Here is a 22,322-nt window from a genome sequence, read left to right on the forward strand (position 1 = left end):
GGTTACTTCTTCTCCGTCAGGGCTGAGGCCTTGTGGGCTGCCCGCGCCCCGGTTTTCGCGGATTCCACCACGTACTGGGGATCGTCCTCGCTGGCGCGGTGGGTGTTGCCGTCCAGCTCGAAGTCGCCCGTCTTCTTCTCCACGATCCTGCCGTGCGTCTTGCCCTGCGGCGTGTTCCATTCCACGGACGTTCCCTTGCTCAACGACATCTGCTCTCCTAGCTGGGGTTTGCGGTGGCGGGGCCGGCGGGGGCCGTGCCCCCAGTATCCGCTGTTGGGGCCGGCGTCTCAACGGGAGCGTACGACGGCGCCACCTCATCGGAAGCGGGCTGCGTCGCCGGTGCCGTGGCAGGCGATGTTCCTGCCGGATCGGGTGCCTGGGTCCCCGTGAGTGACCCGGGTGCGGGCACACCCGGTTCAGCTGACGTTGTGGGTGCGGCGGCTCCGCCCGGCGGGCTGGCCGGCGCGGAAGTCTGCGCCGGCGTGGGGCCCTTGGTGGCGCTGGGGTCCGCCTTGATGATGGCTGTGATCTGTTCCTTGTAGGCGGCGAGCCGGGCTTGGATTTCGGAGAGCGGCACGTTTTGGATGTTCCTGCCGTAGTCCGCGATCTCGGCCCACAGCGCCTGGAGCGACGCCATGCCTTCGTCTGTCAGCGGCCCATCAAGGGTGAGGACCAGCTGGCTGGCGAGGGCGTAGGTGAGGCATTCAAGGCAGTTGTAGTTCGCTGCAGCAGAGAGGTTCTCCGGAACAACAACATCCGTCTGCCCCACAACCAGGACCACCTGGAAGCCCACTGCCACCGCGGCGCAGCCGGTGCAGCTGGCAAAGGCGTAGGCCTCGTTCCGGGTATCCACCGGTTCTCCGTCTTCGGCCCACACCAGCGCGAAGGCAACACTGTAGGTGACGGAACCGTCGGTGGTGTTCACCGCCAGCGCCTGGTTGCCGTCCTCCTCGGGAGCATCCGGCCGGTCGAACGGAAACACCCACGATGGTGCGGCTGCACCGGCGGATCCAGCCGGAGCAACAGCGGACGGGTCCGCGCCGGAGCCCTCTGCCGGAACCAGCACCATGGCCAGCTGCGGGTTCTCCCGGGTTGGCGTCGTGGCTCCTTTGGGCCAGAGCGCCACGGTCCGCCCGCTGCCGCCCTCACGAAGCGCCATGCCCGCGGTCCCTGCCGACGGGACGATGGCGGCGGTCGCATCAGCCAGCGTCCCACGTTCGTAAGGCTGGACCGGACGGTACGTCCCGCCGTCGGGCCACCACGCCCAGGCGAGTCCGGCCAGCAATGCTGCCACGGCCGCCATGGCAGCGGTACGCTGCACAGACTTGCCGCGAGTCCTCTGCCAGAGCCCGGTGACCAGCTGCCGAAGGAGCCGCAGCAGGATGTAGAGCATGCCAACCATGGGCAGGGCAACGGCCAGGATGGCAAGGGCGCGCACGGCCGTGCCGGCAAGGTCGCCGGCGGAAAGGCTTTCAGCGAGCATCACCTGCTGTTTGGCTGCGCTGCTCCACGCAGTGGCCAGCAGGCGCGGGAACGAGATCACCATCGTGGCCATGCTGAACAGCAGCAACGGCACCGTGACGAGCACCCACAGCGTCACCACGGCACGCGCCCAGGGCTTGAGGACCTTGTTTTCCACCCGGCCCCACCGCCGGGGGAGCAGGCCGAGCAGGACCGGTTTGATGCGCTGGAACAGGTCCGGGACCCCGGTGGCATCCGCCAGGATGTGGTAGCCGTCGAACCGGACCAGGGGCAGCAGTTGCCGGACCATCTGCAGGATCTGCGTGACCACCACCAGCAGCAGCGCATCGAAGCCTGTGGCCCACCACAAGCCCATGATGGCCACGGCAACGATGGCGTTGAAGTACAAGCCTCCCAGGTCGGTGCGGAGCCGGCCGCCGCGGCCCAGCCGGTATGAATCGGTGACATCCGTGAAGAACGCCGGCCAGATCAGGTACAGGCCTGCCCCCATGGCCCCCGGGGTGGCGCCGCCTTTGCGTGCAGCGGCGGCATGCCCGAACTCATGGAAGCCGGCGGACAGGATGGTCACGACGAAAATCAGCAGGAGCAGAACAGGGTTCTCGAACGCTTCATGGGTGGCCGATCCCAGCCCCTTCACCATCAGCACCCACCAGCACGAAGCCAGGAAGGCCACCGTCACCGCCACGACGATCAGCGGGTTGAACAGGACGGCGAAGGGTGCCGTGATCCTGCGGGTGCGGTCCGGGTCCGTCACCGTGTACCGGAAACGCATGCCGAGCAGCGGGTCCGCCTTGCGCACGTCGGGCTGGGACCCGTCCGCCAGCCGGAGCAGGCCCAGCGGCAGCAGCTGCGAGTCCATCAGCGTGCGCACGTTCCCGGCGCTGACGAGCCTTCCCGACGCCGCACTGGCGTGCGCGGCGATGTCCTCCACGGTGCGCCTGCCGTCCACTGCCTCCAGCACCGCGAACAGCAAAGGCGTCAGTTGGAGGGTTTGCCCGTCCGCGCGGCGGACCAGCGAAGGCGGCTCCCGGTAGCCGGATCCCCGCGACTGTCCGATCAGCTGGACGCCGTCAGCCAGGGCAGGGACGTGCAGCGGGTGCTCGGCCAGGGGCGCAGCGGACGACGGCGGGCCGGCCTGGGAGCGCGGCCCACCGGTGGTGTGGGTCATCTGGGCTTACTGTTCGAGGTTGGACTGCTGGTCAGCGGAGGCGTTGGCTTCGCCCTCGATGTGCTGGGTGATCAGTGCATCCTGGTCCGCCACGGCGTAGGCCTGGCTGTCGATGGAGCCGATGTTCGCGGCCACGGCGGCGTCGATCGGGGCGGCCACGTTGGCGTTGGCTGCCACGGCACCGTTGATGGGAGCAGCGATATCCGCATCGGCCGCCAGGTCCACGTTGACGTTGAGCAGGTCCCCGTCCAGGGCAGCAGCGGGATCCACGGGCAGCGCGCCGACGTCGGGCAGGGCGTCGCCCAGTCCGCCGTCGGGGACGAGCCCGTCGGTGCCCGTTCCGTCGGGGAGGACGGTGCCGCCGTCGGCCGCGGTTCCGCCGTCGATGGTGTCCCCGCCGGTGCTGTCGGGGGTGCCGCCGTCGATGGTGTCGTTGCCCTGGTCGATGATGCTGTCCTGCGTGGACTCGGCGTTCGCGTCAGCCACGATGCCCTGATCGATCATGACGCCCTGGTCCGCCAGTGCCTGCGCATCCGAGCCGAAGGAGAGAATGTTGGCCGAGGCCGCCGCGTCGATCGGGGCTGCCACGTTGGCGTTGGCCGCAACGGCGAGGTCGATGGGCGCTGCCGCGTCAATACCCAGATCAAGGTCAGCGTTCAGGTCAAGGACAGAGGCAACTTCCTTGTCCGGCAAAGCCGTTGCCTGTTCTGCGATCAGTTCGTCGTCGGTCAAGGGACGCATTTCCTGTTCCATGCTCACTCAAGCCTCCACATCAGGCGCCGGTTAACCTGCCCCCAGCGGGCAGCCGGCGCCAGACAATAGTAAGCATGATTAGTTTTTTTGGGAATCGCGCCGGACCTGCCAGGCGTCACGTTGCTGCTGGTCAGGCCGGTCCGGCAGGTCAGACTGGCGCAGGAGGCTGCCCTGCTGCAGCTACGCTTTGCCCTTGAGGGAAGCCATTGACACTGGCGGGCTGGGGGTCCACTCTGGCGCTGTGCCTGCCTTTGTGCCGGCAAGGCCGCCGGCATCAGGTGCCTTTCAAAGGAGACTGCAGTGCCTGTTGTAGAAGAAAGTGTCGTTATTGCCCGGCCGCCGCAGGAGGTCTTTGACTTTCTGTCGAAATTCGAAAACATCGCCGTCTATGATTCCTCCGTCACCTCGTCAGGCCAGGTCGGGGACGGCCCTATTGGAGTCGGTTCCCGGGGGCGTGGAACCAGCAAAATCATGGGACGGCAGTTCGACTGGACCGTGGAGGTCACCGAATTCGATCCGCCCCGGCGCATGGTGTCCCGTTCGGTCGAGGGCAAGCTGGACTTCACCGTGACGTTAACGCTCGAACCGGCCGCCGACGGTACGCGCCTCACCCAGAGGATCGACGCCGCGTCCGGCCTGGGCGGGGTGTTTGGCAAGCTGGCGGATGCGCTGGTGGAACGGGCCCAGGGGAGGACGGTCCGCGCCAATCTCGAGACCCTGGCAGAGTGGCTGGCGGAGCACCCGCAGGTTTGAGGTCCCGGGTTTGCGCCGGGGACGCCCCTGCCTGGGGCGCCGTTCCCTGGGGCGCAAGGCGGGCGTACGACGGCGGGACGCGCCCGCCGTCGTACGCTCAATTACCGCAGGCCAGCGCCCGGCAGCAGCTCCGTGGCGCCGAGCGAATCGGCGATGAAGGCGTAGTCCCAGGCCCGTTCGCGCCACTGGACGTAGCGGCCGGACGCGCCGCCGTGGCCGCCGTCCATCTCGATTTTCATCACGATCGGCTGGGTCCCGGTGGTCTTGTTCCGCAGCTCCTGCACCCATTTGGCGGGCTCCACATAGAGGACCCGGGTGTCATTGAACGATGTCACGGCGGCGATCTTCGGGTAGGCGGCCTGGTGCACGTTCTCGTAGGGTGAGTAGGACTTCATGTAGGCGTAGACCCCTGGGTCGGTGATGGGGTTGCCCCACTCTTCCCACTCCAGCGCGGACAGCGGCAGGTCCGGATCCAGGATGCTGGTCAGCGGATCCACAAACGGCACCTGCGCCACAATCGCGGCGTACTTTTCCGGGGCCATGTTCGCTACCGCACCCATCAGCAGCCCGCCGGCCGAGCCGCCCAGGGCGACGATCCGGGAGGGGTCCACCCAGCCGGAGCCGGCCAGCCAGTCGGTGGCGTCGATGAAGTCGGTGAACGTGTTCTTCTTGGTGAGCTTCTTGCCGTCCTCGTACCAGTGCCGGCCCAGCTCGCCGCCGCCGCGGATGTGGGCGATCACGAACACCACGCCGCGGTCCAGCAGGGACAGCCGCGCAATGCCGAAGCCCGGATCCATGCTCATCTCGTAGGAGCCGTAGCCGTATACCAGGCCGGCCGCCGTCGAATCCTGCTTCGCGGCCTTGTGCCGCAGCACCGAAAGCGGGATCCGGGTGCCGTCCTGGGCCTGAGCCCATTCACGCGTGGCCACGTAGTCGCTGCCGTCGTAGCCGCCCAGCACCGGGCTTTCCTTCCGGAGCAGCAGTTCGCCGGCGGGCTGCCCGGGGGTGGGCAGCAGGAAGTCGTATACCCGCGACGGCGTGAAGTAGGACGTGTAGCCCAGCCGGATCACCGGAGCCTCGTAGTCCGATCCGCCCACCCCGGCCGTGTACAGCTCCTCATCGAACGCCGGCTCCACGGGCGGCTCCTGCGCGGCGGTCCCCAGCCCGGCCAGCCCGATGACCTGGACGCGCTCGATAGTGTCCTTGCGGATGGACACCACGAGATGCGTGGAGGTGACCCCCGCGCCATTGACGCGGACGTCGTCGGAATGCTCGACGACGGTGTCCCACCGCTGCTGGGCGAGCGGCTTGCGGAGCTCGGCCGGGTCAGCCAGGGAGACCATGGAGTTGATGGCGCCGCGGTTGTGGGTCAGCAGGATCTTTTCCGTCTTTTCGCCGTCCGGCCCGGCCAGCAGGAACGGCTCAGCTTCATACAGCACCCGCTCGTTCCGGGAGATCACGGTGGTGAGTTCCTGGGCGGGGTCATCGAAGCGGAGCAGGCGGGTCTCGCTGTATTCGGAGCAGCCGATGCCCAGCACCAGGTGGCGCCGGTCGGCGGAGAGCTCGAAGCCCAGCCACATGGCGGCGTCGTCCTCCTGGTAGATCACCGCGTCGTCCTCAACGGGGGTGCCCAGGACGTGCGCCTTGACTTGGTAGGGGCGCCAGGATTCATCAACCACGGTGTAGAAGATGCGGGTGCCGTCGGGGGAGAAGGAGACGCCGTAGAAGATGTTCTCGATGACGTCCGGCAGCAGTTCACCGGTGCGGAGGTCCTTGATGCGTAGGGTGAAGCGTTCGTCGCCGCTGTTGTCCACGGCGTAGGCGTAGAGGTGGCCGTCCACCGTCACGGCCGAGCCGCCCACGGAGAAGAAGGGCTTGCCCTCGGCTTCGACGTTGCCGTCCAGCAGGACTTCCTCGCCCGGAATGTCGACGCCGGCCTCCACCTTGGGCGGGGTCCAGTCCTGTACCGGGTTGCCGGTGTCTTCTGCTTTGACCCGGCACTGGATGCCGTACTCCTTGCCCTCCGCGGAACGGCTGAAGTACCACCAGCCGTCCTTGCGGTGGGGGACGGAAAGGTCTGTTTCCTGCGTGCGGCCCTTGATCTCCTGGAAGATCGCCTCGCGCAGCGGCTCCTGGTGTGCGGTGACGGCTTCCTGGTAGGCATTCTCAGCCTTCAGGTGCTCCACTACTTCCTCGGATTCCTTGTCCCGCAGCCACTCGTAATTGTCCACGAAGGTGTCCCCATGGTGGGTGCGTTCGGTGGGGATCTTCTTGGCAACCGGGGGAGCGGGCGTGGCAGTCGCGGTGCCGGCGGAATCCTGCAGCGGAGTCTGGGTCATGGTTTCAATATATAGACCCGGCCGGACATTGAACCGGCCGTTCGCTACCGGACGAGAGCCCCGGCCCGCCAGCCAACCACCCCACCCATCACAACGACGCTCCATCACCTCCCGCAGGTTTTTCGGGAACGCTCCATCACCTCCCGCAGGTTTTTCGGGAACGCTCCATCACCTCCCGCAGGTTTTTCGGGAACGCTCCATCACCTCCCGCAGGTTTTTCGGGAACGCTCCATCACCTCCCGCAGAAATCCGGACGATGCGCTATCAGGTTTAGTCCCCAACCGGCCGCCTTGAGGACTAAAGCTGATAGGGCATCCGGCGAAGAGGGGCGGCCTAGTGGGGTTCCGGCCGCTGGCGTATCCTGTTCACGCTAAGGCACATCGCCCAGCGTGAGAGGGGAAGCATATGACCATCCCGCCAGTGCACGAGCCCGAACCGTTCCCGCCGGAACCAGGCCCGGACCAGCCTGATCCCGCCCAGCCCGGCCACCCGGGTCCGCAGCCCCCCAATCCGTTCCCAACGCCGGAACCCCCGGGGCCGCTGCCCGTGCCGGATCCGGGGCCCACACCGCTGCGTCCCGATCCCACCCGAAGCTGAACAGCCAAAACACGCAGAAGAAGGGGCCTCCCGCGCAGCGCGGGAGGCCCCTTCGCCACGTCTGCCCGGGCGCAAAAAATTCCGGAAAATTCTTCCTCGAACCGCTTGAAGATCTCCTGGCGCAGTGCTAAAAAATCTGTATCAGCCAATACAGATCGGCTGAGATCATAAACAATGTTGGACCGTCTCTTACGAGGAGGGAAGCCATGTTGATGCGAACCGATCCGTTCCGCGAGCTGGACAGGCTGGCCCAGCAGGTCCTCGGCACTGCAGCGCGTCCGGCAGCGATGCCGATGGACGCTTGGCGCGAGGGCCAGGACTTTGTCGTCGCCTTTGACCTGCCCGGCGTTGCAGCGGATTCAGTGGATCTGGATGTGGAACGGAATGTCCTGACGGTGCGGGCAGAGCGTCCCGAACCTGCCGGGAAGGACACCGAGTTGATCGCCTCCGAACGGCCACGCGGCGTGTTCAGCCGCCAGCTGATCCTCGGGGACACACTCGACACTGACAACGTGAAGGCCACGTATGACGCCGGTGTCCTGACGCTCCGGATTCCGGTTGCCGAAAAGGCCAAGCCGCGCAAGATCGAGATTGAGACAAAGGGGGCCCAGCAAGAGATTGCCGCCTAGGTTCAACAGGTTCGGGATATCGGGCATCCAATTGTTGACTGCCTCCTTGGGCGGATCGCCATTCTGGGCACGCCACAGCGCTGACAGCGCATCGGCAGCGTAGGCCTGAATCTCCCGATACGGTGGCCCCCGGCTTCGGCCGGGGGCCATCCCATGCCGGGTTTCCAGCTTCAGGGGAGCGGGCTCAGGTGTTCAGTTCCAGCATCAGGGCGGGAAGTTCGTCCGCCAGTTCACGGGCGAGGAATCCGAGGGGGCCCATCCGGCTCGCAAGCCGGTCCGCAGCGGCAGCGTGCAGGTGGGTTCCCCAGCAGGCAGCCTGCGGGCCGGTGGTTCCCCGCGCACGCAGGCCGGCAATCGCGCCGGCCAGGACGTCCCCGCTTCCCGATGTTCCCAGTCCGCCATACCCGGTGGTCATCTGCCAGAGTTCGGATTCCTCCACTTCATCGCCCCCGGAAGGCCGGGCAATGAGGCCCTGACAGCTCACCACCGCCTGGAACTTGTCGGCAATTTCAGCCACATCCGCCGCCAGGTCATCCACCTCCCGTTCCAGCAGGACAGCCGCCTCCTTGGGATTGGGCGTCAGGATCAGCCGCCCCTTCCACGGTCCCAGCTGGCCTGCCACCTTCACCAGGCCGCCCAGGGCATAAGCATCAAGGACGACGGCGGGGCCTCCGCGGGCGCTCCCCTCACCCGAGTTTGAATCACCCGAGCCTGAGTCACCGGAGCGCGAGTGAGCCTCCCGCTCCAGCAGGACCCGCAACAATTCCTCGGCGAGGTCCGGATCATCCAGGCCCGGCCCCACCAGGATCACATCGACGCGGTCGAGATAAGAGGCGATCCGGTCCAGCCCTTCACCCGTCACCGACCCCTCAGCGGTTTCCGGCAGCCCCATCGCCCCGCATTCGGGGAGCGCTACAGCCACCTGCGCGGCGACGGACTCCGCCACAGCCAGCGTGAGCTTACCCGCGCCGGCGCGCAGCGCGGCAGTACCGGCCAGCAGCGCCGCTCCCGGCGTGGCCCGCGCACCGCCGATCACCAGGACCGAGCCGCGTGAATACTTGTCTTCGCCCGGCGCCGGCAACGGCCACTCCCGCAGGAGCGACGGCGTCACCAGAGTCGGGGAGTTGGAGTCATTTCGGGTGGACACTGGCATCTCCCGCGTGCTCGGTGACAGTGACACCCTGCTCGGTGAGGTGGTCCGCCACGTTGAAGCTTTCCAGTGTCCAGGGCCCCTGACCGGAGGGCCGGACATACCGTGTCAGCGAGGCGTTCAGTACAGACGTGCTCGCGGCGAGGTCCAGGAGTTCCTCCTCGTTCATCCCCTCCAGCACGTACCGGAACAGCAGGATCACAGCATCGTGGCAGACCAGCATCACCCGGTGCCCGGTACTGAGATTGTTGAGCTCATCCAGGACGGAGCGCAGCCGCAGGGCAACGTCCGCCCAGGACTCCCCGCCCGGCGGCCGGTAGTACAGCTTGCCCAGCCACTCCCGGCGTTCGGCCTCCTCCGGGAAGCGGTTCTCCACTCCCATCCGCGTCAGCCGGTCCAGGATGCCCAGTTCCCGGTCCCGCAGCCGCTCATCGGTGCGTACCTTGACCGGCCAGCCCGCGGTTTCCACGGCGATTTCCGCCGTTTGCCGCGCCCGGGCGTAAGGGGACGAAACGACGGCGTCGGGCCGGGCTTCCGCGGCGATCCGCGCCAGCGCCACCCCCAAGGCTTTGGCCTGCTCCTGGCCGGTGTCTGAGAGGTTCACGTCCGCATCCCGCGCCGGCACCTCGATGACCTCAGCCCCGGCCAGCCGCGCATCTGTGGCGGCCACGTTGCCTTCGCTCTCGCCGTGGCGGACCAGCAGCAGTTCCACCGCCCCGGCCTCCTGGACAGCTTCCGTCAGCCCGTCCTCTTTCACAAAGAATCACCCCGTCCGCCTGGCATGCCCGAATGCAGGAACACTACCAGCGGCGTACCCCCGTGGTCAGGAAAATAACGCACGACGGCGGGAGGGAACCGGCCCGGCGCCACCGCACGGCCCCCTACGGCACCGCGAAGTCCGCGATCCGGCCCTCACGCAGCGCCGCCCCCACGGCGTTGATGCCGCCGTAGTCGGGGAACAGCACGGACTGGCCGGCCACGAACCCGGATCCGGCGGTGGGCAGGGTCATGGTGCCGATCGCATTGGTGTCCAGGTTGCGCAGGCTGTAGGCGAGGATGGCGGCCTGCACCGGGTCGAAGCCCCTGTCCACGGTGAGGCAGCAGGACGCTAAGTCCACCAGCCCGCGGACCGCGGTGACGTCGTTCAGCGCGCCCCCGCCAGTGAGCCGGGCCAGGACGGCACGGAGCAGTGTCTGCTGGTTGCGCACCCGCTGGAAGTCGCCGTCGGAAAAGGCGTACCGCTCCCGCACGAACTCCATCGCTGACTGCCCGTCCAGGTGGTTCACGCCCGGGCCGAAGACATGCCCGGTCTCATGCGTGGACTGGAAGGGGAGGGTGACGTTCACGTCGATGCCGCCGAGCCCGTCGATCAGGCCCCGGAAGCCGTTAAAGTCGAGCATCAGGGTGTGGTCAATGGTGATGCCCAGGAGCTGCTGCACCGTCTGGGTGGTCATATCGATGCCGCCGTACTGCAGCCCGGCGTTGATTTTCCCGCCGCCGAAGCCCGGAATGTCCACCCACAGGTCCCGGTTAATGGACACGATGTACAGGGTGTGCCGGTCGGCCGGGACGTGGACCACCATCAGCGTGTCGGAACGGTGGTCCAACGGCTCACCGGTGGCGGCCGTGTGGGCGGCGGCGTTCCGGGCGTTGTCACGGCTGTCGCTGCCGATCACCAGGACGTTCATTGCCGCCGCACCAAGCTCCGGAATGGGTGGAGGCGGCGGCGGGGGAGGTGGTGGCGGCGGCGGGGTTGTTTCGGACGGCGTCTCACTGGGGGTGGGCGTCTGGGAAGCGCTTTGAGTTCCGGCGGGCTGCGCCTCGGTGCTGCCGGCACGGTTGAGGTTAACGATCGCGACGACGGCAACCGCCACCAGTGCCAGCGCCAGCAGGGCGGCGATCCAGCGCCGCCGTCCGTGCGCCACCCAGCCCAGGCCGTGCGGATGGGAACCGGAAGGGGTGCTGCCGGAGGGTTCAGAACCGTCTGGCGTGCTCATTGTGCCTCACCTCATTGTGCGTATGGTGGGAACAGTGTCCGCCCGCCAGGCCTTCCCTGGCTATATACGTATCCAAACTGTCATCTGGGATTTACAGCGAACCCGTCCGCGTCCCGGGCATCGGGGCATTGAGGCGTGCATGGCGCAGGACGGACACGATCGCCGGCGCGAGTTCGTCCTCCATCTGCCGGTACACCTCGGGCGCTCGGCGGTAGGGGTCGATGATGTCGTTCTCCGCGGAGTCCGCGGGCAGCGACAAGTGGCGCACTGCGGCTGCCCGCGCCGGCAGGCCCCGCCAAAAGGTGCGGTTCGCAGCCAGGGGATCGCCGTCGTCGTACGTTTCCTCCGGTGCCGTAACCCCGGCCTCGGCGCGCCGGTCCAGGACGTCAAGCATGCGGGCGAACTCCCGGATGGTGAAGGTGCGTTTGAGGAGGGACGCGTCCAGCTGCAGGACTTCGCCGCGGTGCCCGGACGTCATGGTCAGCACCAGGTCCACGCCGCGCAGGATCTTTGGAGTCAACTGGCGGGCGGCGAATTGCTCAGGGTCGCCGCCGAATGTGCGGATGATGTCGGCCGAGATGGGCTGGATGGGATCTCCCACCATGGCCCGGGTTCCTGCGCTCCGCACTTCGAAACCGCCTGGCAGCACCTGGTTGAGCCCCGCCTGGAGCAGCCGCTCGGCCACCGGAGAGCGGCAGATATTGCCCGTGCAGACAGTCAGGATTCTTACTGGTGCGGATGAGTCCAAGGGAGATTTCTCTTTCCAGCCGATGCGTCCGTGCTTTTCAACTTAACACGCATCAGCCCGACGCCGGCCGCCCCACCCCGCACGCCCCATCACCTTTCGCGCGTTTCCAGGCAACGCTCTATCACCTTTCGCGCGTTTCCAGGGAACGCTCTATCACCTTTCGCAAAGGGGCACGATGATATGACTGTGGAAAGCGTTATCGAACGGGACTGCGTGATTGCTGGCGGCGGCCCGGCGGGCATGGTGCTCGGCTACCTGCTTGCGCGCCGCGGCCTGCGGGTAACCGTGCTGGAGAAGCACGGCGACTTCCTGCGCGACTTCCGCGGCGACACCGTGCATCCATCCACGGTCACCCTGCTCGGCGAACTCGGGCTGCGCGAGAAGTTCCTGGAACTGCCGCTGACGAGGCTGTCCAGCCTGGACATCGTCGTCGACGGCCGGCGCATCACCATCGTGGACTTCGGGACCCTCCCCGCGCCGGACAACTTCCTCGTCCTCGCCCCCCAGTGGGACTTCCTGAACTTCCTTGCTCGCGAGACGTCGGCGTTCCCCACCTTCGAGCTCCGCATGCTCACCGAGGCCACCGGCCTCATCATCGAAGACAGCCAGGTGCGCGGAGTCCGGGCCATCACGTCCGACGGCGGCATCGAGATCCGTGCGACCCTCACCGTCGCTGCCGACGGACGCAGTTCTGCCCTCCGTACGGCTGCCGGATTGACTCCCGAGGGTTACGGCGTGCCGATCGACGTGCTGTGGTTCAACCTGCCCAAGCCGCCGGGCCCTCCGCCCGTAACCCTCGGATACATATCTGCTCGAGGGATGGTGCTCACGATTGATCGTGGCGACAGGTACCAGTCGGGCATGGTGATCCGCAAAGGTGGTTTTGACGAGCTTCGAGCGGCGGAGGTGGACGGCCTGCAAGCGCGGATCACCGGCGCCGCGCCGTTCCTGCGACCCGTCGTCGGCAACCTCACGGACTGGGACCAGGTGAAGCTCCTCTCCGTCCAGATCAACCGGCTCCGGCGCTGGTACCGTCCCGGGTTTATTGCCATCGGCGACGCTGCCCATGCCATGTCGCCAATCTTCGGCGTCGGCGTGAACTTCGCCATCCAGGACGCCGTCGCCCTGGCCAACGCCATCGCCGACGACCTCGCGGGCGGGACGGCACCGGTCCGGAAGCTCGCCGGCGTGCAGCGCCGGAGGGAGATGCCGGTGAAGATCATGCAGCAGTTTCAGCGCAACGGACACAGGGTGCTCCTCCGGGCTACCACCGGTAACCGCGTGGCACCCCGCTGGCTCGTGATGCTTCTGCGGGCTGCCTCGCCGCTGCTGCGCCCGATCACGGCCCGGTTCATCGGGATCGGAATCCGGCCCGAACACGTCAACCGCCGCACCGCCTGACTCCTGACCAAGCCGGCGGCGCCGCCACCCACAGGGACGCTCTCTCACTTAACGCGGTTTTCCGGCCGACGCTCTCTCACTTTCGTAAGGAAAGTGAGAGAGCGTCCGCCCATTCGTTGCATTAAGTGAGAGAGCGTTTGGGGGAGGGGACGGTTACAGGGCGGCCAGGAGTTTCTTCATCTCCGCAATTTCAGCCTCCTGCGCCGTGACGATGTCGCGGGCGAGCTGGATGGCGTCATTGTATTTGCCTGCACCGATCTCCTGCTTGGCCATCGCAATAGCGCCTTCATGGTGCCCCGTCATCTGTTCCATAAAGAGCCTGGAGGCTTCGGTGCTGTGGGCGGCCTTGAGCTTGTCGAGGCCTGCAGCGTCCACCATCCCGGACATGCCGTCCCCGGAGTGGTCCGGCATTGTGCTGGGCACGTTCCAGCTCTTGAGCCACCCGGTCATGGTCTCGATTTCGGGTGCCTGCGCGTCTTTGATCCGGCTGGCCAGCGCGGTGACTTCCGCGGGCAGGTCGGGTTTGGCCAGGACTGTGCCGCTCATTTCCACCGCCTGGGCATGATGCGGAATCATCATTCGGGCGAACACCATGTCTGCCTGGTTATGGTCCGCGTTGGCGTCGGGCATCATGCTGGACTCCGGGCTGGAGCTGCCGTGGCTGGAATGCATGCCGCCGCTGGAGGTTCCGGACCCGGCGGCGCACCCGGCAAGGCCGAGCGAGACCGCGAGTACGCCGGCTAGGGCGAATGAACTGAACTTCATGTCGACAGGTTTCTTTCCTAGGTGATGGAGCGTCGTCGAAAAAGCGGCGAAAGGTGATGGAGCGTTGAGGGGTTTCGTGCAGGAGGTGATGGAGCGTCTCCTTAGCGCACCGCGGACGGATTGAGCCGGATCCGCCGGAGCAGCTGGGCGTTCAAAGCCACCACGATAGTGGAGGCAGACATCAGCACCGCGCCGGCAGCGGGGGACAGCACCACCCCGGCGAAGGCTAAAACACCCGCGGCCAGCGGCACGGACAGGACGTTGTAGCCTGTGGCCCACACCAGGTTCTGCCACATCTTGCGGTAGCTCGCCCGGGACAGGTCCACCATGGACAGCACGGCGCGCGGATCGTTGCCGGCCAGCACCACCCCGGCCGATTCCATGGCCACGTCCGTCCCGGCCCCGATCGCAATTCCCACCTCGGCGCGGGCCAGGGCGGGTGAATCGTTGACGCCGTCGCCCACCATGGCCACCTTAAGGCCCCGGGCCTGCAACTCGGCCACCTTCTTGTCCTTGTCTGCGGGCAGGACCTCAGCAAACACCTCGTCGATGTGCAGATCCTCGGCCACGGCCTGGGCCACCTGCCGCGCGTCACCGGTGATCATGGCCACCTTGACGCCGCGCTGCTGCAGGGCAGCCACCGCCTGCCGCGACTCCGCACGGACCGCATCCTCCAGGCTGACCGCCCCGAGCACCCGGCCGCCGTCGTCAATCACGTGCAGGACGGCCGCGCCGCGGTCCATCCATCCGCCCGTCGTGGCTGACAGGCCGGACGGCACGACGGCGCCAAGCTCGCGCAGGAGCGCGGGCCCGCCTACGTGCACCGCGCGGCCGTCCACGGAGGCACGGACGCCGCGGCCGGTAAGCGACGCGAATTCGGCCGCCGCGGGCAGGGCCAGGTTCCGCTCCCGGGCTGCCCGGACGATGGCCCGCGCCACGGGATGCTCGCTGTCGGACTCGACGGCGGCGGCCAGGGCCAGCAGCTCATCGGTCTCCACGCCCGGCGCCGCCGCCACGTCCTTCAGCTCCGGCTCGCCGGTGGTGAGGGTGCCGGTCTTGTCGAAAAGGACCACGTCGATGGTGCGCATCCGCTCCAGCGCCATCCGGTTCTTGATCAGGACGCCGGCGCGGGCTGCCTGCTCGGTGGAGATGGCGATGACCAGCGGAATGGCCAGGCCCAGGGCGTGCGGGCAGGCGATCACCAGCACGGTCACGGTCCGGGTGACGGCTTCGGGAATGCTGCCCAGCAGGGTCCACACGATGAAGGTGATGACGCCGGCGCCCGCGGCGAAGTAGAACAGGAAGGCGGCGGCGCGGTCGGCCAGGGCCTGGGCGCGCGACGACGATGCCTGTGCTTCGGCCACCAGCCGCTGGATGCCGGCCAGTGCGGTGTCCTCGCCCACTGCGTCAACCCGGACGCGCACACTCGAATCGGTGGCGACGGTTCCGGCCACCACGGCATCGCCGGGGCCGCGGGGCACGGTCTTGGATTCGCCGGTAATCATGGATTCATCGAACTCGGCCTGCCCTTGGACCACCGTGCCGTCGGCGGGCATCCGGGCGCCGGAACGCACCAGGACAAGATCAGCCGGGCGGAGTTCGGAGACGGGCACGGTTTCGGTGCCGCTGTCCGTGATGCGTTCGGCTTCATCGGGCAGCAGGGCAGCGAGCGCATCGAGGGCGCCCTGCGCTGAACCCAGGGCCCGCATCTCGATCCAGTGGCCCAGCAGCATGATGGCCACCAGGAGCGCGAGTTCCCACCAGAAGTCCAGGTCGAAACCACCCAGGCCCAGGCTGGTGATCCAGGAGGCCACGAACGCCACCGTGATAGCCATGCCGATCAGGAGCATCATGCCCGGCCGGCGGTCCTTCAGCTCCTGCAGGCCGCCCTTGAGGAACGGCTGGCCGCCGTAAAGGAAGATCACTGTGCCCAGGACCGGCGGGATCGACGTGGAGCCCGGGAACATCGGTGCCATGAAGTCCAGGAGGTGGCCCACCATGGGGCTGAAGTAGACCACTGGAACGGAGAGGGCCAGCGTCAGCCAGAACCTGTTCTTGAACATGGCCGTGCTGTGCCCTGCATGCTGGCCGTGGGTGTGGACGGCGTGGTCGTCGTCGTGATGTGCGTGCCCGTGGTCTTCGTGCCCGTGGCCGTGATGGGCGTGCCCTGGGTCATGGTGCCCGTGGTCGGCGGCAGCCGCGGCAGGGGCTGAAACAGCTTCGGTGCGGGCGCGGCCGGCCTCGCTGTCGCGGTTTTCGATGTCATGCATGTCAGTTTCCATTCCTTGATAAAGGATCAATGGGCGCTGGGGTTGAACGGCTGTGAAAAGCGGGTGCGTTGCACCGGCCGGGACATACCACTTCACTGACAACACTCGAAAATATACCCCCAGGGGGTATAAGAGTCAAGGGCGCGGCTTTCCGCAGACCACGTTATTGCAGCCTATGGGGGAATCCCACCTAGCGGCGACGCGCCATCATGGCCATACTTGAGTCACAAGGCAATGGTGCCTGCCCTGGTTGGGTGAGGCTGGAAAATTAGACCGGAGGTGGCTCTGTGGCTGAACTCAGCGGTCCCTACACATACTCCAGTGCACTGGGTGACGATCCCTGTATTGCCGGCACTTTCCATGCGGATCTGGACGGCTGGAAGGTTGAATGGTCGGACGGCATGTTCCAGCTGCATGGTTACGAGCGCGGTGAGGTGGTCCCCACCCTGGAACTGCTGTTCTCGCACAAGCACCCGGAGGACAGGGCCCGCTGCCAGGAAATCGTTGATCAGGTCTGCAGGACCGGGGGCTACTTCTGCATGTATCACCGCATTATCGATTCCCGCGGCCGGACCCGCAGGGTGCTGACCTCGGGCGAGGCAATAGTGGACGCCACCGGGAAAGTCACAGCCATTGACGGCGTGATGGTGGATCTCACCTCCACCCTCCGGCGGGAAACCGAGGAGACGGCCCGTGATGCGGTGGCAGGGGCAACATCCACTCGCAGCGTCATCGACCAGGCGCGGGGAATCCTGATGGGCCAGCTAAGAATGAACTCCGATGACGCCTTTCAGGTGCTGGTCAGCACCAGCAGCCACCGCAACGTCAAGCTGGTAGTGGTGGCAGCCGAACTCGTTAAGCTGGCAAATTCTGAGGTGACAAGCCGCTACTTGAACGACGCCGTCGCCGCCATTGCCCAGGACAGCAGGCTGGTGGGAAGCGGTCGTCGCCGGGCGGGGTAGTACCGCCTGTAGGATGGATCGAAGGTGCGCCGGGAAGTCTGGTCGGCATAATTTTGTCGAGCCAAGCCTGAGGACACTTTATGAGCCCAACGCCCCGTTCCGGCCCCACCCGCTCCACCATCTTCGGACGCGGCAGCTATGCCGAAGCCCTGCGGATCGGGGAGATCCTCCGCAAGGAAACCGTGGGCGGAGCCCTGCTGGTTGTCGCGGCCGTGGTTGCCTTGGTATGGGCCAACTCACCGGCGTCGGACAGTTACTTCGCCCTGCGCGACTTCAAGATTGGTTACGGGCCCTGGCACCTTGAGTTGAGCCTTGGTGGGTGGGCGGCCGACGGGCTGCTGGCCATCTTCTTTTTCCTGGTAGGGCTGGAGCTCAAGAGGGAGTTCGTGGCGGGGGACCTGCGCCAGCTCAGCAAGTCTGTGGTTCCCGTGGCTGCGGCTTTTGGCGGCGTGCTGGCCCCGGCAGCCATCTACGCCCTGATCAACCTCGCCAGCCCGGATACTTTGCGCGGCTGGGCCATCCCCACCGCCACGGACATCGCCTTCGCCGTGGCAGTCCTGGCCATCATCGGATCGCACCTGCCCAGCGCGCTGCGGATCTTCCTCTTGACCCTGGCCGTGGTGGATGACCTGATCGCCATCACCATCATCGCGTTCTTCTACACCAGCGACCTCCAGACCATGCCGCTGCTTCTGGCCCTCATACCACTGGCCATCTACGCGTTCCTGGCGCACAAGTACCGCTATTTCTTCGGCCGCCACACCGCGGCTGCATGGCTGATCCTGCTGCCGCTCGGGGTGGTGACGTGGGGACTGGTCCATGCGTCGGGCATCCACGCAACGGTGGCCGGCGTCCTGCTGGGCTTCGCCATCCCTGTGATCCGTTCACAGGCTGCGGGCGGGCCGGAAGCCGGACCAGGGCTGGCCGAGATCTTCGAGCACCGGTTCCGGCCCATATCGGCGGGCGTCGCGGTTCCGGTCTTCGCGTTCTTCTCCGCCGGCGTCGCGGTGGGCGGCTGGGAAGGGCTTGGCTCTGCCCTGGCCGATCCCGTGGCCCTGGGCATCATCGTGGCGCTGGTGCTCGGAAAGCCGATCGGCATCATGGGCACCACCTGGCTTCTGACGAAAACCAGCAGGGCGCGCCTGGACGAGTCCTTCACGTGGGTCGACGTTTTCGGGGTGGCGGTCCTGGCCGGCATCGGGTTCACGGTGTCCCTGCTGGTGGCCGAGCTCAGCTTCGGGCAGGGAAGTTTGCATGATGACCACGCCAAGGTGGGAATCCTCACTGCGTCCCTGCTGGCGGCGCTGCTGGCCACGGCCGTGCTGCGGACCCGGAACCGCCAGTACCGCGCAGCTGAAGAAGCCGAAAAACTGGACGCGGACCAGGACGGCATCCCGGACGTGTACCAGGAGCGCCCCTAGGCAAGGCCCGGGCCTTTACTCCTCGAGGAGGGCCTGAATGCTTTCGCGGGCCGCATCAGAGCCCTTGCCACTGACCGCGCCCACCACCACTGCCGCCGTGTCACGGAGCCTGGTCTTCCTTACCCCTGAAGACCGGCTGAGCTCATGGATGGCCTCGTCCTGGGTGCAGCGGTTCTGCGCCATGATCACGCCCACCGCCATGTCCACGGTCGCCCGGGACTTCATCGCAGCGGCCAAGTCTTCACTGGTATCCCGCAGGTTGCCCAGCCTTAGCGCCAACCGCAGTGATTTTGCCGCGTTTGCCACAAAATTCCGGGCAGTATCAATGTCCAGAGGTGAGAGGCTGCCGGGGTTTTCCGCGTAGAGGTTCACCACGGCTTCGGCCTCGCCGGCAAGTTCCAGCGGGATGGCAAGGATCAGTCCGATGCCCTGATCCCTTGCCACGCCAACATACTCGGGCCACCGCCCCTCCCTTCTGAGGTCCTGGACGAGGACGATTTCGTGCCGCCGGAGGGCGGTGAGGCAAGGGCCGTCGTCGAAGGCGTTCTGGAGCTCATCCAGCGAGCGGGCACGCTCATCGCTGCTGGCCACCACGCTTGGTTTCCGGTGCCTGACCACGGTCACGCCGCAGTGGAGCTGAGTCGAGGGAGTGGACAGGGTGGACGCCGTGAGCACCGCCAGTTCCTGGAGGAACGCCGTGACGTCAACACTGTTGAGTACCAGCTCGTGCAGTTGGCGGTCCTCCGCGGAGATCAACGGCTCTCCGCCGTCCTCCCAACTACCCTGGGACTTGTCCTCGCTCAAACCCGGCCTCCTTCACCAAAAATTTCTTCCGGTTTCAGAGGTTACTTTCTCCGGGCGCCGCGGGAAAGTAGCTCAGGCCGTGGCCAGCGGCTTCACTTGCGCCTCGACGTGCCGGATCTCCAGCGCCTCGGGATCCAGCAGCTTGCGCGTGCCGGTCCTGGCGTCCAGGATCCAGAACAGTTCCAGGGCGGGAACGACGTCGGTGACGCGCCCCCGGTGGAAAAGCTTGCCGTTGTGCCACGCCTCGATCTGGTCGCCGATGCGAAGCTGGCCCGTACGTACTCCTTGTGCCTCCATAATGCGGTGCCTCCTGCTGTTGTATCCCCGTAGTCACAGCTTGCCCGGCCGAGGTTGCTGAAATGTTTCAACCGGGTGTTTTTTCTGTGTCCAGTCAGGAGGGATCACGACGGCGGGCTGGCACGGCAGCGCGGCAGGGCCTCGGCAGTATGCGAATTCAGGACGCGGCCTCGCGCCGGGCTGCTGCCACCGCCTCGTCGATGCCGCCGGTCCAGGGCTCGCCGTGGCCAGGCAGGACCAGGGAAGCCCCCGTCTGAGCCAGCTGGGTGAGGGTGTCCAGGTTCTGGCGGCTGTCCATGGTGGCGGCGCCGGCCACGATGCGCGGACCGGTGCGGCCGGAGTACGGATCAAGCGTTACCAGGGCATCCCCGCTGAACAGCACGTCCCGGTCCCGCAGGTAGAGCCCGCAGTGCCCGGCCGTGTGGCCGGGGGAGAACACCACCTCGGGCTGCCCCGGCACCGGGAGGGTGCCGGTCTGCGCAGGAAACAGGGTCAGCTCGTCCACGCCCTTCACCCGCAACGCGCCCGCTCTGGTCATGCTGGCGAGGACGGGCAGGCCTTTCGGGTGGGCCAACGCGAACACAAAACGGGATTTTTCATGCTGGTACCGGTAGGGGTGGCGGGCGATAAACGAGTCGCCGCCGTGGACCCAGACCGGCACCTTGAATTCGGAATGCAGCCGGTGCGCCAACCCCAGGTGGTCGAAGTGCGCGTGGGTGAGGACAACGGCCTTGATGTCGCCCATCCCGTGCCCAAGTCCCCGAACGGAATCCTCCAGGGATTTCCACATGGCCGGCAGCCCGGAATCCACCAGGGTCAGCCCGTCGGCGCTTTCCACTAAGTAGAAGTTGACGAAAGCTTCGGAGACGCGGTGGACGCCCTCAGCCACGGTGGTGAACGAAGCGCGGCCGGCCGCAGCCTGGGTCATCGCCGCGCTCCCGAAACCCGCCGCGCTCCCGAAACCCGCCGGGCTCCTGAAACCCGCCACAGCAGCCGACCGGCGGCAACGGCACCCAGCCCGGCCAGCACCCACGGTCCGCCCACTACGAAAGGATCGATCCATTGGTGGTTGACGTCGGCCCGCTTTTGCCCGAACCGGGAGCGGACACCATGCCGGGAGAACTCGCTGAGCACTCCGGTTTCGGTGACGGGGTTGTCCGGCCGCAGCGTGCCCAGCGAACGCAGGTGGTGTTCCCACGCGTCCACCCGGTCCGCGGCAATCAGCAGCAGCCAGTGTGCGGCCCGGCCCTCACTGAACCGGGCGTAGGCGTACTTCCGGATGGCCCCGGATGCCCCGGCAAGCGGGGCCGATGTACCGAAAACGGGGGTAAGGAATGCGTGCTCGATGGAGCGTTCCCGGGGCCATTCCTCGGGCTGGCGCTCGGGAAAGTCCCAGTGCGCGCCGGTCTGGATGCCCGGCTGTTCCCGCGGGAACGAGGGGCGGTCCGCCGGGTCCCGGTCCACGCCCCAGCCGGGAATCCGGGCCCGCAACTGCTCCGCGGACTCCCTGGGCTCGGGCTTGCCGGCGATGTACGGCGTGGGTGTTACAGCCATGATGGATCTCTTCCCTTCAGTCCGGAATGCCTGGGCGGTTCAGGCCGGGGTGGAAACGATGAGTGGCTTGATGCAGTCATCAAGCTTCGCGGAGAAGATGTGGTATCCCTCGGCGATGTGCTCCAGCGGGATGCGGTGGGTGACGATATCACTGGGCTTCAGGTACCCGTTCCGGACGTGTTCGAACAACCGCGGCCACTGCCGTTTCACCGGGCACTGGTTCATCCGCAGCGTCAGGCCCTTGTTCAGCGCGTCGCCGAACTTCACGGCACTGAAGATCGGCCCATACGCGCCCACCACGGACACCGTTCCGCCTTTGCGGACGGAATCGATGGCCCAGTTCAGGGCAATGGGCGAGCCGCCCTGCAGCTTCAGCTTCGCCGCGGTCACGTGCTGCAGGAAGTTGCCGTCTGCCTCGGCGCCCACCGCGTCAATGACGACGTCGGCGCCCAGGTAGTCGGTGGCCTTTTTCAGGTGCACCACAATGTCGTCGTACTCCACGAAGTTGTACGTCTCGGCGTGAGCGAACGAACGGGCCTTCTCCAGCCGGTACTCCAGATGGTCGATCACGATCACGCGCCCTGCGCCCATCAGCCAGGCCGACTTCGCGGCAAACAGGCCCACCGGCCCGGCGCCGAACACCACCACGGTGTCGCCCTCAACAATGTCTCCCAACTGGGCGCCGAAGTAGCCGGTGGGCAGCGCATCGGTGAGCAGGACCGCGTCCTCTTCGTCCATCCAGTCCGGAATTTTGGCGGGCCCCACATCGGCGAACGGCACGCGCACAAACTCAGCCTGGCCGCCGTCGTAACCCCCGCAGGTGTGGGAGTAGCCGTAGATGCCGCCCACCGCCGTCGCGTTCGGGTTGACGTTGTGGCAGTTGGAGTAGAGGCCGCGGGAGCAGAAGTAGCAGGAGCCGCAGTACACGTTGAAGGGGACCATCACCCGGTCGCCCGGGACGAGGTTCTGCACCGAAGGACCAACCTCGTGCACCACTCCCACGAACTCGTGCCCGAACGTCATCCCCACCCGGGTGTCCGGCATCATGCCGTGGTACAGGTGCAGGTCGGAGCCGCAGATCGCCCCCGTAGTGACGCGGACGATCGCGTCGTTGGGATGCTCGATCTTGGGAATGTCTTTTTCTTCGACGCGGATTTTGTAGGGGCCGCGGTAAACCATTGCTCGCATGAGCGCCACCTCAGATGTCGTGGCTCGCAGTGCTGTTCCCTCGC

At 66.6% G+C, this 22,322-nt stretch carries 20 protein-coding genes; 5 read left to right on the forward strand and 15 right to left on the reverse strand.

Translation table 11 applies throughout. From position 1 onward, the window contains the following. Positions 1 to 2: 2 nt before the first annotated feature. The 3 genes from QF047_RS03435 to QF047_RS03445 are packed head-to-tail and all read right to left on the reverse strand — an operon-like array spanning position 3 to position 3,403. The gene (locus QF047_RS03435; protein ID WP_307273977.1) at positions 3 to 209 is read right to left on the reverse strand and encodes a DUF2945 domain-containing protein; all 207 of its coding nucleotides are present in this window, start codon (positions 207 to 209) and stop codon (positions 3 to 5) included. Positions 210 to 217: 8 nt separating this feature from the next. Beyond that, entirely contained in the window at positions 218 to 2,650 is a 2,433-nt protein-coding gene (locus QF047_RS03440) for a M50 family metallopeptidase (protein ID WP_307273979.1), read from the reverse strand. Positions 2,651 to 2,656: 6 nt separating this feature from the next. Next, the gene (locus tag QF047_RS03445) at positions 2,657 to 3,403 is read right to left on the reverse strand and encodes a peptidoglycan-binding protein (RefSeq protein WP_306639136.1); all 747 of its coding nucleotides are present in this window, start codon (positions 3,401 to 3,403) and stop codon (positions 2,657 to 2,659) included. A 300-nt stretch (positions 3,404 to 3,703) separates the two neighbouring features. Here QF047_RS03445 and QF047_RS03450 point away from each other — a divergent pair, with 300 nt between their 5' ends. Continuing rightward, on the forward strand, positions 3,704 to 4,156 hold the full coding sequence (locus tag QF047_RS03450; protein ID WP_306635434.1) for an SRPBCC family protein: 453 nt from the start codon (positions 3,704 to 3,706) through the stop codon (positions 4,154 to 4,156). Positions 4,157 to 4,257: 101 nt separating this feature from the next. On the opposite strand, the gene QF047_RS03455 is transcribed toward QF047_RS03450, so the two are convergent. After that, on the reverse strand, positions 4,258 to 6,495 hold the full coding sequence (locus tag QF047_RS03455) for a S9 family peptidase (protein WP_307273985.1): 2,238 nt from the start codon (positions 6,493 to 6,495) through the stop codon (positions 4,258 to 4,260). A gap of 803 nt (positions 6,496 to 7,298) precedes the next feature. On the opposite strand from QF047_RS03455, the gene QF047_RS03460 reads away from it, so the two are divergent. Then, positions 7,299 to 7,721, forward strand: coding sequence for an Hsp20/alpha crystallin family protein (locus QF047_RS03460; RefSeq protein WP_306635430.1), 423 nt, complete (start codon positions 7,299 to 7,301; stop codon positions 7,719 to 7,721). A 184-nt stretch (positions 7,722 to 7,905) separates the two neighbouring features. On the opposite strand, the gene QF047_RS03465 is transcribed toward QF047_RS03460, so the two are convergent. The 4 genes from QF047_RS03465 to QF047_RS03480 all read right to left on the reverse strand — a co-directional run bounded on the left by QF047_RS03465 (position 7,906) and on the right by QF047_RS03480 (position 11,616). After that, complete coding sequence (locus QF047_RS03465) at positions 7,906 to 8,874, reverse strand: NAD(P)H-hydrate dehydratase (protein ID WP_307273988.1); 969 nt, start codon at positions 8,872 to 8,874, stop codon at positions 7,906 to 7,908. Beyond that, positions 8,852 to 9,628, reverse strand: coding sequence for a histidine phosphatase family protein (locus QF047_RS03470; protein WP_307273991.1), 777 nt, complete (start codon positions 9,626 to 9,628; stop codon positions 8,852 to 8,854). Before QF047_RS03470 ends, QF047_RS03465 begins: the two co-directional genes overlap by 23 nt. Before the next feature lie 124 nt (positions 9,629 to 9,752). After that, positions 9,753 to 10,868, reverse strand: a complete 1,116-nt coding sequence (locus QF047_RS03475; protein ID WP_306635425.1) for an LCP family protein — start codon at positions 10,866 to 10,868, stop codon at positions 9,753 to 9,755. A gap of 91 nt (positions 10,869 to 10,959) precedes the next feature. Continuing rightward, on the reverse strand, positions 10,960 to 11,616 hold the full coding sequence (locus tag QF047_RS03480) for a low molecular weight phosphatase family protein (protein WP_307273996.1): 657 nt from the start codon (positions 11,614 to 11,616) through the stop codon (positions 10,960 to 10,962). Between the two features lie 180 nt (positions 11,617 to 11,796). Here QF047_RS03480 and QF047_RS03485 point away from each other — a divergent pair, with 180 nt between their 5' ends. Continuing rightward, the gene (locus tag QF047_RS03485) at positions 11,797 to 13,017 is read left to right on the forward strand and encodes an FAD-dependent oxidoreductase (RefSeq protein ID WP_307273998.1); all 1,221 of its coding nucleotides are present in this window, start codon (positions 11,797 to 11,799) and stop codon (positions 13,015 to 13,017) included. A gap of 153 nt (positions 13,018 to 13,170) precedes the next feature. Here QF047_RS03485 and QF047_RS03490 read toward each other — a convergent pair whose 3' ends face one another. Together QF047_RS03490 and QF047_RS03495 are read right to left on the reverse strand one after the other, a co-directional pair. After that, a complete protein-coding gene (locus tag QF047_RS03490; RefSeq protein WP_307274001.1) occupies positions 13,171 to 13,782 on the reverse strand; it encodes a DUF305 domain-containing protein in 612 nt (203 codons plus the stop codon). A 101-nt stretch (positions 13,783 to 13,883) separates the two neighbouring features. Then, entirely contained in the window at positions 13,884 to 16,052 is a 2,169-nt protein-coding gene (locus QF047_RS03495) for a heavy metal translocating P-type ATPase (protein ID WP_307274004.1), read from the reverse strand. Between the two features lie 287 nt (positions 16,053 to 16,339). On the opposite strand from QF047_RS03495, the gene QF047_RS03500 reads away from it, so the two are divergent. Together QF047_RS03500 and nhaA are read left to right on the forward strand one after the other, a co-directional pair. Beyond that, positions 16,340 to 17,014, forward strand: a complete 675-nt coding sequence (locus QF047_RS03500; protein ID WP_307274006.1) for a PAS and ANTAR domain-containing protein — start codon at positions 16,340 to 16,342, stop codon at positions 17,012 to 17,014. Positions 17,015 to 17,094: 80 nt separating this feature from the next. Then, positions 17,095 to 18,435 (forward strand): Na+/H+ antiporter NhaA, encoded by a 1,341-nt coding sequence (gene nhaA, locus QF047_RS03505; RefSeq protein ID WP_307274008.1) that lies wholly within the window; start codon positions 17,095 to 17,097, stop codon positions 18,433 to 18,435. A 15-nt stretch (positions 18,436 to 18,450) separates the two neighbouring features. Here the strand turns inward: nhaA and QF047_RS03510 are convergent, their stop codons facing one another. The 5 genes from QF047_RS03510 to QF047_RS03530 form a co-directional block, all read right to left on the reverse strand. After that, complete coding sequence (locus QF047_RS03510; protein ID WP_307274011.1) at positions 18,451 to 19,239, reverse strand: GAF and ANTAR domain-containing protein; 789 nt, start codon at positions 19,237 to 19,239, stop codon at positions 18,451 to 18,453. 72 nt (positions 19,240 to 19,311) lie between these two features. Continuing rightward, positions 19,312 to 19,536, reverse strand: a complete 225-nt coding sequence (locus QF047_RS03515; RefSeq protein ID WP_307274013.1) for a hypothetical protein — start codon at positions 19,534 to 19,536, stop codon at positions 19,312 to 19,314. A 157-nt stretch (positions 19,537 to 19,693) separates the two neighbouring features. After that, positions 19,694 to 20,464 carry an MBL fold metallo-hydrolase gene (locus QF047_RS03520; RefSeq protein ID WP_307274016.1) on the reverse strand — a complete coding sequence of 257 codons (771 nt, stop codon included), beginning with the start codon at positions 20,462 to 20,464 and terminating at the stop codon, positions 19,694 to 19,696. Further along, on the reverse strand, positions 20,461 to 21,090 hold the full coding sequence (locus QF047_RS03525; protein ID WP_307274018.1) for a hypothetical protein: 630 nt from the start codon (positions 21,088 to 21,090) through the stop codon (positions 20,461 to 20,463). Before QF047_RS03525 ends, QF047_RS03520 begins: the two co-directional genes overlap by 4 nt. A gap of 39 nt (positions 21,091 to 21,129) precedes the next feature. Then, a complete protein-coding gene (locus QF047_RS03530; RefSeq protein ID WP_307274020.1) occupies positions 21,130 to 22,278 on the reverse strand; it encodes a zinc-dependent alcohol dehydrogenase in 1,149 nt (382 codons plus the stop codon). Positions 22,279 to 22,322: the final 44 nt, after the last annotated feature.

It is taken from the genome of Arthrobacter sp. W4I7 (genome assembly GCF_030816215.1).
Taxonomy (GTDB): Bacteria; Actinomycetota; Actinomycetes; order Actinomycetales; family Micrococcaceae; genus Arthrobacter; species Arthrobacter siccitolerans_A.